General features: G+C 70.7%; 8 protein-coding genes. 5 read left to right on the top strand and 3 right to left on the bottom strand.

Going from position 1 to position 15,509, the window contains the following annotated elements; translation table 11 throughout:
• Positions 1-82 precede the first annotated feature (82 nt).
• Together BMG523DRAFT_RS14075 and BMG523DRAFT_RS14070 are read left to right on the top strand one after the other, a co-directional pair.
• Positions 83-2,350 carry an NAD-binding protein gene (locus BMG523DRAFT_RS14075; protein WP_035911351.1) on the top strand — a complete coding sequence of 756 codons (2,268 nt, stop codon included), beginning with the start codon at positions 83-85 and terminating at the stop codon, positions 2,348-2,350.
• 415 nt (positions 2,351-2,765) lie between these two features.
• Positions 2,766-3,230, top strand: coding sequence for a DUF1772 domain-containing protein (locus BMG523DRAFT_RS14070; RefSeq protein WP_023841481.1), 465 nt, complete (start codon positions 2,766-2,768; stop codon positions 3,228-3,230).
• Positions 3,231-3,544: 314 nt separating this feature from the next.
• Here the strand turns inward: BMG523DRAFT_RS14070 and BMG523DRAFT_RS14065 are convergent, their stop codons facing one another.
• From BMG523DRAFT_RS14065 to BMG523DRAFT_RS14055, 3 genes are all read right to left on the bottom strand, one after another.
• A complete protein-coding gene (locus tag BMG523DRAFT_RS14065) occupies positions 3,545-4,126 on the bottom strand; it encodes a TetR/AcrR family transcriptional regulator (protein ID WP_011437324.1) in 582 nt (193 codons plus the stop codon).
• Positions 4,127-4,388: 262 nt separating this feature from the next.
• Positions 4,389-5,342, bottom strand: a complete 954-nt coding sequence (locus tag BMG523DRAFT_RS14060; RefSeq protein ID WP_011437323.1) for an alpha/beta fold hydrolase — start codon at positions 5,340-5,342, stop codon at positions 4,389-4,391.
• 271 nt (positions 5,343-5,613) lie between these two features.
• Positions 5,614-6,144: a PaaI family thioesterase gene (locus BMG523DRAFT_RS14055; RefSeq protein ID WP_023841482.1), complete on the bottom strand. Its 531-nt coding sequence runs from the start codon at positions 6,142-6,144 to the stop codon at positions 5,614-5,616.
• Between the two features lie 230 nt (positions 6,145-6,374).
• On the opposite strand from BMG523DRAFT_RS14055, the gene BMG523DRAFT_RS14050 reads away from it, so the two are divergent.
• The 3 genes from BMG523DRAFT_RS14050 (at position 6,375) to BMG523DRAFT_RS14040 (ending at position 15,457) form a co-directional block, all read left to right on the top strand.
• Positions 6,375-7,583, top strand: coding sequence for an NAD(P)/FAD-dependent oxidoreductase (locus BMG523DRAFT_RS14050; protein WP_011437321.1), 1,209 nt, complete (start codon positions 6,375-6,377; stop codon positions 7,581-7,583).
• Positions 7,583-8,239, top strand: a complete 657-nt coding sequence (locus tag BMG523DRAFT_RS14045; RefSeq protein WP_011437320.1) for an SGNH/GDSL hydrolase family protein — start codon at positions 7,583-7,585, stop codon at positions 8,237-8,239. The genes BMG523DRAFT_RS14050 and BMG523DRAFT_RS14045 overlap by 1 nt, the downstream gene beginning before the upstream one ends.
• A gap of 471 nt (positions 8,240-8,710) precedes the next feature.
• Positions 8,711-15,457: a type I polyketide synthase gene (locus tag BMG523DRAFT_RS14040; RefSeq protein WP_043591362.1), complete on the top strand. Its 6,747-nt coding sequence runs from the start codon at positions 8,711-8,713 to the stop codon at positions 15,455-15,457.
• The last annotated feature ends 52 nt before the right edge of the window (positions 15,458-15,509 follow it).

The following is a 15,509-nucleotide window of genomic DNA, read 5'->3' as shown; positions in this document are numbered from 1 at the left end:
GCCCCGGACCGATCCGGTTGAGGATGGTCCGGTCGAGGCATGACCGGGACGGGACCGGTTCGGCGTGCTGGAGGGGGGTGGCATGGCAGCGGGTTCTGGAAGTCCCGGCGTGACCGGAGGCAATGGCACCGTCAACGTTCATGGTGCCCTCGATGGGCATGGCACCGTCAACGTTCATGGTGCCCTCGATGGGCATGGTGCCCTCAGCGGGCATGGCGCTGTCAACGGTCAGGGCGGCTCGGGAGGTTCGGGCGCCTTCGGTGGTCTCGGTGGTTCGGGTGGTTCCGACTCGTCGGGTCACGTCATTGTCTGCGGGCTGAGCAACCTGGGGCTCCGGCTGGCCGAACAGCTCCGGGCGTCGGGTGTGACGGTGGTGGCCATCGACGATCGGGTCGCCCCCGCCACCCGGCGCAGGGTGGAGCGGTGGGGCGTGCGGGTCCTGGTGGAGAGTACCCGTGGCGCCGGGGCGCTGCGCGAGGCCGGCATCGCCGCGGCGCTCGCGGTCGTGTCCTGTCACGAGACGGACCTCGACAACCTGGGCACGGCGCTGGTCGCGGCCGAGACGGCCCCCGGTGTCCGGCTCGTCGTGGCCATCAGTAACCGCCAGCTCGGCGACCAGCTCGCGGACGCGCTCAGCCAGGTCCGGGTGCTGAACCGGGCCGAGCTCGCGGGGCCGAGCTTCGTCGAGGCGTGCCTCCGCTCGGACGTGACGCACGCCTTCCCGATGGACGAACGGTCCGATGCCGAGGTCTTCGCGGTGATCGAGGAGTCGATCATAGGCCGGCATGCCTTCCGGGCCCGCTATGGCGATCTGACCCCGATCTCGCTGCGCCGCGCGGGGGAGCGCCTCCCCGAGCTCTGCCCGCCCCGCGACGTCTCGCTGCGCCCCGGCGACCGGCTGACGCTCCTCGGGCGGCTGTCGGAGTTCCACGAGCGGGGCATGACGGTCGCGGGCCTGCACGACGCGCGGCTGTTCGCCGCGCTGGCCGGCGGCTCGGCCGAGCATGGCGATCCCGGCGATCCCCGCGAGCCCGGAGGGGTCCGGGGGGTCTGGCGGGCCACGGTGGCCAGGTTCCGGGAGATCGTCTCGATGATCCGTGGGGAGCTCGACCCCCCCTTCCGGTTCGCACTCGCCGCCGTAGTAACGATCATGATGGTCGGTACGGTCGTGCTGTGGTTGACCTACGCCAACCACAACGAGGCCGCACCCGCCGAGTTCGGCCCGCTGGACGCGCTTTACCTCACGGTCGCGACGATGGCCACGGTCGGCTACGGCGACTTCAACTTCGGCGCCGCCGACGAGTGGCTACAGGTGTTCGGCATCGGACTGATGCTGCTCGGCGCCCTGTCGATCGCCGTCGTCTATGCGTTCATTACCAACATCATCATCAGCCGTCGGTTGGAGCGGGTGATGGGACGCGGGCGGGCCGGGGCGGTGCGTGGCCACGTCATTCTATGCGGGCTCGGCTCGGTGGGGGTCGCCACGATGAACGGCCTGGTGCGCGCGGGCCGGCATGTGGTGGTGATCGAGCGTGACGAGAACAACCGGTACCTGCCCGTCGCCCGTGAACGTGGGGTGCCCGTGATCATCGGGGACGCCACCGTCCGCTCGACGCTGCTGGAGGCCGGCCTCGCCCATGCCGCCACGATCGCGGTGCTCACCAGCGACGACGTCGCGAACCTGGAGGCCGTGCTGTCGGCCCGGGAAGCGCACGAGGAGTTGCGGGGGGCGTGGGCGGCCCGCCGCCCCGCCCGGCGGGCCGCCCGGCGGGGCGGCGGGTGGTCCCGCGGCCGGATGCGGGAGTCCGACCCGGACACGCACCACCCCGACCTGCGAGTAGTGCTGCGGATCTTCGACACCACGATGGCCGACGAGGTCGAGCGGCGCTTCGGCATCCATACGGCACGCAGCGCGTCCGCCCTGGCCACGCCGTATTTCGTCGGCGCGGCGCTCGGTTACGACGTCATCAGTACCTTCTACGTGCAGCGCACGCCGTTCCTGGTGGCCAGGATGACCATCCACGCCGGCGGCGGGCTGGTCGGCCCGACCCTGCGGGAGCTGTCCACCGGGACCCGGGTGCTCGCCGTGATCACCGCGGCCGCGAACGCGGACACCGGCGGAGACGTGAATCTGGACAGCGGCGTGAATCTGGACAGCGGCGCGGACACCGACGGCGGCGTGGAGCGGGACGGCCAGGGGGCTCCCGGTGGCGGGCCGGACTACCGGCCGGGACGCCACACCCGGCTCCGGCCCGGGGACGAGCTGTTCGTGGTGGGACCGGTGAACCGGATCGTCGACATGGTGCGGCGCAACCAGCAGGTCGACATCACCACGGCGGGAACTGCGTAACACCATCACCGTGACGGTGCGCTACCTGGACGAGTGGCCGCGCGGCACACAGTCATGCCCGGACCACAAAACCATGTGAATATTTACCGCCTATTTGGATGAAAGGGAACAAGTGGACATCTACCTGGAGGGGATGAACCGCCTCACGGTCGATAGTCCGCAGCCGTCCGTCACGCCCGAGCCGCTCGGCCGGATCATCAACGACCTGGGCCTGTGACCGGCTCGGTAGAGAGCCGCCTCGTTTCCCTATGACCCGGAACTTTCGGTAATTCTGGACGCGGTTCGTGAACCAGCCTTCGGGTAGCCGTCGTCTGCGGTATGAATGCCTTAGCCCCACAGTCGCCCGGGGGCGAGCCCGGGTCTCTGCTCGTCACCTGTATGTCCCCAACATGCACAGGACGGAGAGCTGAAGCGGATGGTCTCGGCGCTGGTCGTGATCTCTCTCGTATTGACCGGGCTGGTGGCGGGCACGTTGACGGTCGGCCTGGTCGCCGTACGGCCCGCGATGCATTCACTGCCGCCCACTCCCTACGTAATGGTCAAGCAGGCGTTCGACATCAGCTACCCGCGGATGATGAAGCTGCTGCAGATTACAAATCTGATCGCTACGATCGCCCTGGCGGTCGCGGCCGGCGTCACCGGTGCGACGGCCTGCGCGGTGCTGGCCGGCATCGTGGCGGCCTGCGTCCTCACCAACATCCTGGTCACCGTGCGCGGCGACCTTCCGATCAACAACGCCATGGCCACCTGGCAGCCGGAGTCTCCGCCGGCCGACTGGCGCGAGCAGCGGGCGCGCTGGGACTTCTTCAACAGCATCCGCACGACCGCCGCGGTGATCGCGCTGGTTCTGCTGGCCCTGGCCGCGACCACCCAGTACTAACGCGGCTTCGCCCGCCCAGGCCTTCCAGCGGAAGCTACCGGCTTTGAACTTCGGCGAATTCAGCAAGGTTAAGGTCATCTCTTATCGTCCAGTACACGTCCAGTACACGTCCAGTACAGGAGTATCGATCTCCGTAAGAGGCGGAGAATGTCGGGGGCAGCAGCTCGTCCGGTCAGCGCATTGGTTGCTCGATGACCAAGGAGAAGTGTCGTTTTACTGGTCGGCGGGGGACCAGTCCTCGGTGAGGGTCTCCATCTGGGCGAGGACGAGGTCGATCGCCGCCTTCGGGTAGCTCCAGCGGGATGTGTGCCGGTTCAGAGCAGCGCGTGCTCGGCGGTCGCCAGGAGCCGGGCCGCGACCTCGTCGACCGACAGCCGGCGGCCGGTGTAGAGCAGGTCGAACGCGTCGAAGCTGGTAAGCAGCCAGAGGACGTCGACCGCGGCGGCCACCGGCACGCGCAGGAGGCCGTGGGCGGCCAGGCGTTCGGCGAGATGTTCCATCCCGCCGAGACGGTCCTGCTCGGCCCGTTGCAGCGCGCCATCGAGCGCCTGTTCCATCGAGCGCAGGGCCCACAGGGCGTCGCGCTGCCCGGCGTACACCCGCACGCTTGCGGTGATCCCGCCGCGCAGGTGAACGAGTGGGTCCGGATCCTGCACGGCCCGCACCAGGTCCGCGAAACCGCCCCGGTCGAGCACGTCCTGGGTGAGGGCATCGAACAGCCCCGCTCGGGAGCCGAACACCAGGTAGACCGTCGACCGGGCCACGCCCGCCTGCCGCGCGACCGCCTCCACGCTCGCGAGCCGGGGCAGCTGTTCGTACATCGCGTCGAGGATCCGGCGGCGGGTCTGGTCCGCACCAGCCGTGCGCAGCCGTTGCTCGTAGCGACGGGGAGACATGACTGCACCCTACGTGCGATGGACAGGCTGTCTTCGAGACGAAGACAAGCCGTCTGTCAACCGTGGTGAACCGGACGGTCGGGGCTGCCCGGTGGGAAGCGAGAATCACGGTGGGGAGCGGCTGCTTCGAACAAGTTCGAACAAGAGGGATGGCGAACAAGAACAAGAGGGATGGCGAACAAGAACAAGAGGGATGGCGAACAAGAGGGATGGCGACAGTGAGCGGAACCGCGACGAGCACCCCGTCACGGTGCGGTTCCCGTCACCGGGCGCCCGTGCCGCTCCGGCCGAGGACGAGGTCGATCCACTCGGCCACGTGGCGTGCTATGACAGCGGGTTCCTTCATCCAGTCGAAGTGACCGAGGTGGGTGGATCCACTCGTGCGGTCCAGGTGGACGCGATGGACCTCCGAGCCCGTCAACCGCCTGGTGAAATAGTCGACCGCCCGGCGCGGCGCGAGATGGTCGGCGTCCAGGGAGATGGCCAGTACCGGCAGGGTCACCGCGCCGAGAAGACCGAGGAGGTCGGGCTCCGACCTGGCCAGCCGGTAACGGCCGGTGCGGGCACTTCTGGCCCAGTCCAGCATCAGCGCCCTGGGCTGCCGCCCGCCGAAGCCGAACCGGTGCCCGGGCCAGTAGCCCAGCAGCTGCGACACCCCCGCGACGAACGTGGAACCGCCCAGGACCCACGCTGAACGAAGGGGCCTGAAGACGCGCCAGTACGAGGTGCCCGCGCCGATGACGGCCAGGCCGCTCAGCCCGCCGCTGTCGGGGGCCTCCCGCGCGGCACGCAGGATCGAGAGTTGTCCGCCGAGACTGTGACCCACGACGAACAGCGGCGCCCCGGGGAATCGTTCCCGCGTCGCCGCCGTGATCGTCGGCAGGTCGTCCTCGACACCCTCCTGGTAGCTGCCCCGGCTGCCGGCCGAGCGCCGGAGCGCCGCGGCTCCGTGGTGATGCCAGCGCAGATCGGTTGTCACGACCGAGTACCCCAGCGACCGCAGTGCCTCGGCGAAGGGGGTGTAGTACTTTGTCCGAACCCCCATCGCCGGAAGCAGGAGAATCACCGGCGCGGACTCGTCGGCCTGCGGAAGAACACGCAGGCCGAATCGCGTCCCGGCAGTGGTGGCGACCTCGAGTTCCGTCTCGCTTTCCGCCGCGGGTTCGGTCTCACCGGCGGCCGCCGACGGGGGAGGAACAAGAGCATCTGCGGACACGTGCCGCTCCTTCCATCCGGATCGCCGATCGTCTGATCGGTATTTCCGACAGCGGGTCCGATAAAGGTTGGTGAGCGCAGCCGGAAAGCCGGGCATGATGGTGAGCGTAGTAACGTCTGTGGACTTCTTCCAGTGAAGTCGCGGAGGACGCCCGGGCCGGGATGCCCGGCCCGGGCGAGGGAGAGCCGTGGTTACGGGCTTTACCTGCGGGCAGGGCCCTCCTGCTGCCGGCGGCGCCTTGCCTGCAGGTATCTTTCCTGCAGGTGTCTTGTCAGGAGGCGTCGAACCAGGCGCGGTAGTCGAACTCCGCCTTGGCGACGAGGGCGCCGGCGTCGTCGTAGAGCAGCGAGCCCCCGCGGATCTCGAAGCGTTCTTCGGCGGTCCGCTCCGCTGCCGGGTGCGCCACCTCGATGTCCACTGAACCGTGGGCCCGGATCCGACCGACCGCCGGCCGCAGGTACATGATCCGGCAGTCGCGCAGCACGAAGCTGCGGAGGCTGAAGATCCTCGGTGCCAGGGCGCCCGAGAACGCCGCGGCTCCGGAGACCTCGGCGGCGAGGAACTGCGCCGCCGCATGCACGGTGCCCATGTGGTTCTGGAGGTCGGGTCGGTTGGGGAGCTCCGCCACGCCGCCGTCCCGGCGCAGCTCGACGACCCGCACCCCGGTCAGGTTGCAGAATGGCACCATCGTGTCGATGACGGAACGGAGTTGTTCGAGATTTGGTGGCGCGTCACCGTTCGCCTGAAAGTGCGCCTCGCGAACCATCTCCAGTGGGGATCGTATCTCCGACTGAGCAGACATGTTACTGAGCATCCGCTGGAAAGGTTTCTTCGGGATGAATTCGAGGCGACTTTACGAACCCTTTGCCATTGGTGATTCCTATCGTGCGATTACATCACCTTGTGACGCCTTGCAGGTATATAGGGGAGCCTAGGAGGATGCCCAGGAGGATAACGACAACACATCCGCCGGGGACCCGTCGTGCCAGTGTAACGATCGGTTGACCGGCATACTTCAGGGAGTCTCCGACCATGTACGACGTGATTGTCGTGGGAGCGCGCTGCGCCGGCTCACCTGTGGCGATGTTGCTTGCCCGGCGCGGTCACCGGGTGCTGCTCGTCGACCGCGTGTCCTTTCCCAGCGACACGATCTCCACCCACTATCTTCAGCAGGCCGCACTGCTCCGTCTGCGGGAGTGGGGGCTGCTCGACGCACTCACGGCGACCAACTGCCGGCCGATCACCGACATGACGGTGTCCCACCTCGGTGTGGTCATCCGCGGGTTCGCCGATCCGGTCGACGGGCTGGCGTTCTCGATGGCGCCGCGCCGCATCGTGCTGGACAAGCTCCTGCTCGACGGCGCGGTCGCGGCGGGTGTCGAAGTCCGGGAGGGCTTCTCGGTCCGAGATCTGATCCGTCACGACGACGGCACGGTCGCGGGGATCGTGGGCCGGGACGCCACGGGAGCCGTCGTCGAGGAGCGGGCCACTCTCGTCGTGGGCGCCGACGGCCGCAACTCCGTCGTGGCCGACCTGGTGGGAGCCGACTTCTACAAGGTCGTGCCGGCGGCCAGCTTCATCTACTACTCCTATTTCAGTGGGCTGGACTGGCAGTTCCACAGCCGGTTCGGTGACCACGAGCAGTGCGCCGGCTGGCCCACCCATGACGGGCTCACCCTCGTCACCGCGATGCGCAACCTCGAGGATTTCGAGGAGTTCCGCGCCGATATCGACGGGAGCCTGCGCCGGACCTTCCGCAGCGTCGCGCCCGAGCTCGCCGAGGATCTCGACAGCCATGGCGTCCAGGAGGACCGTTACTACGGAATCCGTTATCCGGACAACTACTACCGCACGTCCTATGGTCCGGGTTGGGCGCTGACCGGAGACGCTGGTTACCACAAGGACCCGGTGACCGGTCTGGGCATCACCGACGCCTTCCGCTGCGCGGACCTGTTGACCGAGCACGTGGACCAGGCGCTGCGTGGCGACCGGCCCATGGACGAGGCCCTCGCCGAGTATCAGCGGTTGCGCGACGAGGAATCGGCCGGTGCGTTCAATTTCACCACGACGCTGGGCGAGCTGAACTTCCCGCCGCACCTCGTGGCGCTGTGGCGGGCCTTGCCGAACAACGAGACGGCGCGGGCGCAGTTCTTCGGAATGATCGCGGGTGTCGTGCCGTCGTCGGTCTTTCTCGCGCCGGAGAACGTCGAGTCCATCATGTTGGCCGCGGCGGCCGTGTAATGGACAGTCGACCGATCATCGGCGGTCCGACGCCGTCGCCGATGCTCACCGTGGTCGGCGACAGCTTCGCCGAGGGCCGCGGTGACCCGGCTCCCGACGGCGCCTGGATCGGCTGGGCGCCCAGAATGGCCGCGGCTCTGGGTATTCCGCGCAGTCGCGTTCTCAACCTGGGGCGGAACGGCGCGACGACGCAGGATGTCATCGACACGCAGCTCGACGTCGCCGCCTCCGCCCCGGCGGCCCTCGTCGGGATCGCCGCGGGCAGCAACGACCTGCTCGCGGACTACTCGCAGGACAGGTTCGAAAAAAACTTCACCCACCTAGTCGCGACTCTCGCGGTCCCGGGAACCACCGCGTTCACCTTCACCTTTCCGGACCTCACCACCAGGCTCTCGGCGCCGCCGGCGATCCTGGACGTACTCCGCTCCAGGATCGAGCGGGCGAACGACCATGTCCGCTCGACCGCGGCGAACCACGGAATTCTCCTCGTCGATTTCGATCACGTCGACCGCGCCCACGACTCTCAACTGTGGAATCCCGGGGACTATCATCCCAACGCGGCCGGATACGAATTCGTCGCCAGTCTCCTTGCGGATCTGGTGCGCGAAGTCCTGTCGCGCCCGGCTCCCCGGATTCCGGTTCCGGTTCCATCCTGACCCTGTTCGGTTGACCGGCCTCTCGACGTATTCTGACCCGACGTCGAGTGGATCGGGAGTGAAGCATCTCACGACGCACCGTCGCGGCGATTGCCTCGGCCGATCGAGTGTTCGGCAGGTTGTTCTTGCGGAACAACAGGACGTCGATGACACTGGTTCCAGGATGCCCGCGCGGATCGGATACGAGTAAACTGTCGCCAGGCCTCGCGGTTCGCTGTCACGGCCACGAAGACCTGCGGCAGTGCTTCGGAACAACGTTGTTCCGGGACAACGTTGTTCCGGAACAACCCGCCGGCCGTCTGGCTCTCCGGCGGACCGGCCGGTCCGCTCCGGTGAACCGGTTCCCAATACCTCACACCTGAATACCTCCGCCGGATACATCACGCCCGACATATCAGGGCACCACGCCCGACATATCAGGGTCCCGCCGCACGCGGTGGTGACCTGCCGGCCAGTAAAGGGGAGAAGCACGTGGACGAGTCCGACCGCCCTGACGACCGACGACTCGCGAACAACCCGATCGCGATCGTCGGGCTCGCCGGACTGTTCCCGATGGCGCGCGACGTGCGGGAGTACTGGAGCAACGTCATCGACGCCGTCGACTGCGTCACCGAGGTGCCGTCGACGCACTGGCGCCCGGAGGACTACTACGACCCGGATGCGACGGTGCCCGACCGTACCTACGCGCGCCGGGGCGGCTTCCTCCCCGAGGTCGCGTTCAGCCCGGTGGAGTTCGGCTTTCCGCCCAACCTGCTGGACGTGACCGCGGTCGTGCAGCTGCTCAGTCTGATCGTCGCGCGGGATGTGCTCGTCGACGCGGGCGCACCGGGATCGGCATGGTACGACTCCGAGCGCACCGGGGTCATCCTGGGCATGGCCGGCCCCACCACGATGGCCCACCCGCTGGCGGCCCGGCTGGAGACGCCGGTCCTGCGCGAGGTCGTGCGCGCCGCGGGACTCGACGAGGCCGAAACCGCCGCGGTCTCGGAGGCCTTCTCGCTCGCGTTCCCGCCGTGGGAGGAGAACTCGTTCCCCGGGCTGCTCGGCAACGTCGTCTCCGGCCGGATCACCAACCGGCTCGACCTCGGAGGCACGAACTACACGGTCGACTCCGCGTGCGCGAGTGGGCTCACGGCCGTCCGCGGGGCCATCGCCGAACTCATCGACCACCGTGCCGATCTCATGATCACCGGTGGTTGTGACACCGAGAACTCGATCTTCAGTTACATGTGCTTCTCGAAGACGCAGGCGCTGTCCAAGTCCGACCGCATCCAGCCGTTCGCCGCCGGCGCCGACGGCACCCTGGTCGGCGAGGGCATCGGGATGCTGGCGCTCAAGCGGCTGGCCGACGCCGAGCGCGACGGGGACCGGATCTACGCGGTCATCCGGGGTCTCGGGTCGTCCAGCGACGGTCGGTTCAAGAGCGTCTACGCGCCGCGCGCGGAGGGCCAGGTCCGCGCGCTGCGCCGGGCCTACGCGGACGCCGGGGTGAGCCCGGCGTCCGTCGAGCTGTTCGAGGCGCACGCCACCGGTACCGCCGTCGGTGACGCCACCGAGCTGTCCGCGCTCGGGGCCGTCCTGGCCGAGGCCGGGGCACGCCCGGGCCGGGCGGCGATCGGCAGTGTGAAGTCGCAGATCGGGCACACCAAGGGCGCTGCCGGCGCGGCCAGCCTGATCAAGCTGTCGCTGTCGCTGTACAACCGGGTGCTGCCGCCCACGATCAACGTCCGCGAACCGAATCCGGCGCTCGCCCAGGAGGGCTCGCCCTTCTACCTCAGCACCCGCACCCGGCCCTGGGTGCTCGACCCGGACGTGGGGCGGCGCCGGGCGGCCGCCTCCGCCATGGGGTTCGGCGGTACCAACTTCCACGTCGTCCTGGAGGAGACCCCCGACACGGCACGCCCGGACGCCGATAAGCGTGCCGCCCGGGCGACGCACCGTGCCGTCCGCGCCCACCTGTGGCATGCCGCGACGCCCGCGGAGCTCCTCGACCTGGTGCGCGGACAGGCCGAACCGAACGGTGACACGGGCATCCCGGGCAGCGCCGCGCGGGTCGGGTTCGTCGCGCGCACCGGCGCCGAGGCGGAGCGCCTGCGCGCGATCGCGATCGAGCAGCTCGCGGCGCGAGCCGACGCCGCCGAATGGTCGCATCCCGCCGGGGTGCACTACCGCCGGCAGGCGGCCGAGCAGCCCCGCGTCGGCGTCGTCTTCGCCGGCCAGGGCAGCCAGTACGTCGACATGGGGCTCACCGCCGCCGTCGAGATCCCGCCGGTGCGGGAGGCCTTCGACGCGGCGAACGCCACCTTCGCCGGGGCCGAGCTCACGCTCGCCCGTGCGGTGTTCCCGCCGCCGAGCTTCGATCCGGGCGACCGTGCCGACCACGAGATGAACCTGACGCGCACCGAGTACGCGCAGCCCGCGATCGGTGCGCTCTCCGTCGGCCAGTTCCGGTTCCTGCGGGAGCTGGGACTGCGCCCGGTGAGCCTGCTCGGCCACAGCTTCGGGGAGCTGACCGCCCTGTGGGCCGCCGGTTCCCTCGCCGACGCCGACTTCTTCCGGCTCGCCCGGCGTCGCGGCCAGGCCATGGCCCCGCCGGACGAACCCGGCTTCGACCCCGGCACCATGGCCGCCGTCCGCGCCGACCGCGACGCGGTCGCCGAGCTGCTGACCGCGCACCCGGACGTGGTCGTGTGTAACCACAACGCCCCCGACCAGGTCGTCGTTGGTGGTCCGACGCCCGCCGTCGAGGAGTTCGTCACCGCCGCCACCGCGAACGGGCTCGACGCCCGGCGCATCTCCGTGGCCGCGGCGTTCCACACCTCGCTCGTCGGGCACGCGGTGGACGACTTCGCCGCCGCGGTGGACGTCACCGAAATCGGATCGCCGGCCGTGCCGGTGCACGCCAACACCGCCGGCGCCCGGTACGGCGACGACCCCGCCGAGAACCGCCGGGTCCTCACCCGGCAGCTGGGCAACCCCGTCGAGTTCGTCGCCGGGCTGCAGGCCCTGCACGCGGACGGCGCGACGGTGGTTGTCGAGATCGGGCCGAGCCAGGTGCTGACCGGTCTGGTCCGGCGCACCCTCGGCGACGATGTCGTGGCGATCCCCACCGACGCCGGTCGCGACGGCGACGGCGCGGTGGCTCTGATGACCGCGGCCGTGCGCCTCGCGGTGCTCGGCGTCGAGCTCAGCGGGCTCAACCGCTATACGGCCCCGCTGCCGCAGCAGGTGCAGCCGACCGGGATGACGGTTGCGCTGACCGGGGCGGACTACGTCTCGGAGCCTCGCCGTCGCGCCTACGCCGACGCGCTGGTCACGCTCGCGGCCGCCGCGGCCGTCCGGCCGCGAGAGTCGGCCGCCGCGGCGCTCGAAAACGTCCCGACCGCCACCGAGCGGCGCGTCCCCGAAGCGGCACCGGCGCCCACCCGGCCAGTACCCACCCAGCCGGCACCGGCGCCCACCCGGGCGGTACCCGTCCCGACGGCCATCGCTCCGGTAGCGCCTGCTCCGGTAGCGCCTGCTCCGGTAGCGCCTGCTCCGGCGGCAGCCACCCTGGCGGCCCCGGCCCCGAGCGCCGGTGAGGTCGCCGGCATCAGCGAGGTCGCCCGCGACCATCTGGCCCTGCACTCCCAGTTCCTCGACACCCAGCTCCGGGTCGCCGAGGGCCTCGTGCAGGTCCTTCGCGCGGCCCCCGCGGACAATGGGGCGGGTCAGGAGATCCGGGCCGCTGCCGACGCTGTGACCCGGCAGAGCCTGGCCGTGGGTGAGGCCCATATCCGGGTCAACGAGATCCTGGCGTCCCTGACCGACCTGGAGTACGGCAACGGCGTCGGCGGCCAGGGCAACGGCGTCGGCGGCCACGGCGTCGGCGGCCACGGCGCCGGCGGGCTCGCGGCCGGCGGGGCGCCGGGCGGCGCGCTCACCACCGGTACGGAACCGACGGACCTGTACGGACGGGGAACGGCGGGCGATCTGCGTACGCCGGGAATCCCGGCGCCCGGGCTGCCGGCCGTCCCGCTTCCGATCCCCAGCACCGGGAACAGTAACGGGCGTCCGGCGGGTGCGATCGCGGCTGCCCCGCCCGTGCCTCCGGTGACCGTCCCATCCGTCCCATCCGTCCCATCCGTCCCATCCGTCCCATCCGTGCCTCCGGTGACCGTCCCATCCGCGGCCCCGGCGACCGTGGGGTCGCAGCCGGCCACCGCTGGGATTGCCCAGCCGGCGACGGCCGAGCCGCCGGCGGGCGTCGACGTGTCGGTTATTGAGTCGGCGGTGGCGGAGGTGGTGGCGGAGAAGACGGGTTATCCGGTGGATGTGCTGGAGCCGTCGATGGCGTTGGAGTCGGATCTGGGGGTTGATTCGATTAAGCGGGTGCAGATTCTGGGGTCGTTGCAGGAGCGGTTCCCGGGTGTTCCTGCGGTGGGTCCGGAGCGGGCGGCGGAGATGCGGACGCTGGCGGATGTGGCCTCGTTCCTGCGTGATGGCCTGGGCCTGACCGCGCCGGCCAGCGCCGCACCCGAGTCGACCCCGCCCACCGCTACTGAGACGGCGGCGTCGATGCCCACGGCGACTGCATCGGCGCCGCACCCCGTTCCGACCGAGGCGCCCATCGAGCGGCTGCGCGCGGTGCCGCGCCTTCTGCCGGCCGTAGACCCGCTCGACGATCCTTTCGGCGTCCAGCCCAGCGCGCTCGTGATCGAGGTCGGTGACGCCGGTGGTGTGGCGCTGGTCCGCCACCTCAGGGAGCGCGGCATCTCGGTCGAGCGGATCGCGATCGGGTCCCTTGCGGGTTCCGACACCGCCGGCCTCCTCGGCTGGGATGGCGCCGCGGTCGAGGCGGCGCTCGCGGCCGTCGCCGGATCGGTCCGCCTGGACCTCTGCCTGCTCGCCCTCGGCGCTCCGGCATCACCGGGCGCCGGATCCGGGGCTGAGCCGGACCGCGCCGGGGAGGACGATCGAGCCGGGATCGGCGCCACCGGGCTGGCCGACTTCGACGTCGCCGCGCGTGGGCTCGCCGACGCCATCCTGGCCACGAAGGGGCTCGTCGTACCACTGCGGGCGGCGGCCTCGGCGGGCCGGCGCGCGGCCTTCCTAACGGTGACGCGGGTCGACGGGCTGCTCGGCCATCGGGGCGGGTCCTCGATAGCCGGGGCGGTCACCGCGGGGATCACCGGGCTGGTGAAGACCGTCGCGCTCGAGGCACCTGAGCTGGTCTGCCGGTCGGTCGACGTCCATCCGGCGCTCGACGACGACACCTTCGCGGCGGCCGTCCTGGCGGAGGCCGTCGATTCCGCCCGGGACGTCGTCGAGGTCGGTCTGGATCCCGAGGGACGCCGCTGGTCCGTCGAGTATGTCCAGGGCGGGGTGACCGGGGTGACCGGGGTGGTTGAGGCGGCCGGGGTGACCGGGACGACCTCCCCGGCGACACTCCGGCCCCCGGTGGGCCCGGATGACGTCCTGGTGGTGACCGGCGGAGCCCGCGGAGTGACCGCGCGCTGCGTCGAGGAGCTGGCGCGCCGCGCCTCCTGCGAGTTCGTCCTGCTCGGACGCACGAATCTGGTTGAGGAGCCGGGCTGGGCGGCCGGAGTCGAGGATGACGGCCTCAAGGCGGCGTATCTCGCCGGGGCCCGTGCCGAGGGACGCAAGGTGCGGCTGCCCGACGTCGATGCCGCGGCTGCCGCCGTGATCGCCGTCCGGCAGGTGCGGGCCACCCTCGGTGACCTTGCCGCGACCGGCGCGCGGATCCACTACCAGGCCGTGGACGCCTCGGATCCGGTGGCGACGGCCGCGGCGCTCGCGCCCTGGCGTGACCGGGTCACCGGCGTCGTGCACGGCGCCGGCGCTCTCGCCGACGCGATGCTCACGGACAAGACCGTCCCGGCCATCCGGTCGGTGCTCACCCCGAAGCTCGCCGGCCTGCGCTCCGTGCTCACGGCGCTGGAGGGGGCACCGCTGCGTCATCTCGTGCTGTTCGGTTCGGTCGCCGGTGTCTTCGGTAACCCGGGGCAGGCCGACTACGCCACGGCCAACGAGGCGCTGACCAGGGTCGCGGCCTGGGCCCGGACCGGGCTCACCGGCCGGGTGGTCGCCCTGAACTGGGGCGCCTGGGACGGCGGGATGGTCACGGCCGACCTGCGGGAGCTCTTCCGCTCCCGGGGCGTGACGCTGCTGCCGCCGGACGAGGGCGCGCGCCGCTTCGTCGCGGAACTCGTCGACGGCCACGGCGCGGATGGCGCGGTCCTCATCGGTGGATCCGCTCCGCTCGCGCGGGCCGCGGGTGGCACGGCGCCCGCCGCGTTCGTGGCGCACCGTTCGATAGCGGCTATGGACACCGAGACGGTCATCGACCAGCACCAGATCGGGCCGGCCCCGGTGCTGCCCGCCACCGCCGGTCTCGGCTGGTTGGTCAACGGGGTCGAACGAGCCTTGCCCGGGCGTCAGGTCGTCGAGGTCCGGAACTTCATCGTGCACAAGGGGATCGTGTTCGACGGGGCGCACCTGCGGGACTACTGGCTCGACGCGCGGCCCGTCGACGGGACCGGCGGTGGGCCCGGTGACGGGCGTGACGGCGGGCCGGTGACGGTGTCCGCGACCGTTCGCGGGGACAGCGGCGGCGCGTTGCCGACCTCGCACTACGCGGGCACCCTCGTGCTCGCCGAGGTCACCGAGGTCGGCAAGGCCGCCGGGGCCGCCCCGACCGCCCCGGGCTGGCCCGCCGATGGTTACCGGCTCGGCGAGCAGGGCGAGGACGCGGCCTGGGTCTACACCGACGGGCTGCTCATCCACGGGCCGTTGATGCGGGGCATCCGGCGCCTGCTCGTGCGGGAGCCGGGCCGTCTGGTGGCTGAGTGCCGCCTGCCGGAACTGCCCTTCGCCGGCGGCGCGTTCGCGGGCGCGCTGCACCGCCCGGTCCTGTGCGACATCCTCGCCGCGGCCGGGAGCGTGCTCGCCCGGTGGACCCTGAACGAGGTGGGCGCCCTGCCGATCGAGATCGGGCACGCGGAGTTCTTCGCTCCGCTGCCGGCCAACGAGACGTTCATCGTGGTCGTCGACGACGTCCGACCCGGCCCGATGACGGTCACGGTGACCGTGACCGCCCACACCCCGGATGGACGGGTGCTGCAGCGCCTGTCCGACTTCACCTTCGTCGGCACCCCGGACATGGCGGATCTGATCCGTCAGGGGGCGCAGCGGTGGCAGTCGGGTGACCGGGCATGAGGTCCGGTCGGTGGCCGAAAGACCAGGCACTGCACGGGCGATGGGAGGGATC

This window comes from Frankia sp. BMG5.23 (assembly GCF_000685765.2).
Taxonomy (GTDB): Bacteria; Actinomycetota; Actinomycetes; order Frankiales; family Frankiaceae; genus Frankia; species Frankia casuarinae.
Note: the sequence above shows the minus strand (reverse complement) of the source record. Positions and strands in the feature narration are given on the sequence as shown.

Excerpts from the sequence above, each read along its gene's own strand:
- BMG523DRAFT_RS14075 (WP_035911351.1), top strand. The coding sequence starts at position 83 with ATGGCAGCGGGTTCTGGAAGTCCCGGCGTGACCGGAGGCAATGGCACC.
- BMG523DRAFT_RS14070 (WP_023841481.1), top strand. The coding sequence starts at position 2,766 with ATGGTCTCGGCGCTGGTCGTGATCTCTCTCGTATTGACCGGGCTGGTG.
- BMG523DRAFT_RS14065 (WP_011437324.1), bottom strand. The coding sequence starts at position 4,126 with ATGTCTCCCCGTCGCTACGAGCAACGGCTGCGCACGGCTGGTGCGGAC.
- BMG523DRAFT_RS14055 (WP_023841482.1), bottom strand. The coding sequence starts at position 6,144 with ATGTCTGCTCAGTCGGAGATACGATCCCCACTGGAGATGGTTCGCGAG.
- BMG523DRAFT_RS14050 (WP_011437321.1), top strand. The coding sequence starts at position 6,375 with ATGTACGACGTGATTGTCGTGGGAGCGCGCTGCGCCGGCTCACCTGTG.
- BMG523DRAFT_RS14045 (WP_011437320.1), top strand. The coding sequence starts at position 7,583 with ATGGACAGTCGACCGATCATCGGCGGTCCGACGCCGTCGCCGATGCTC.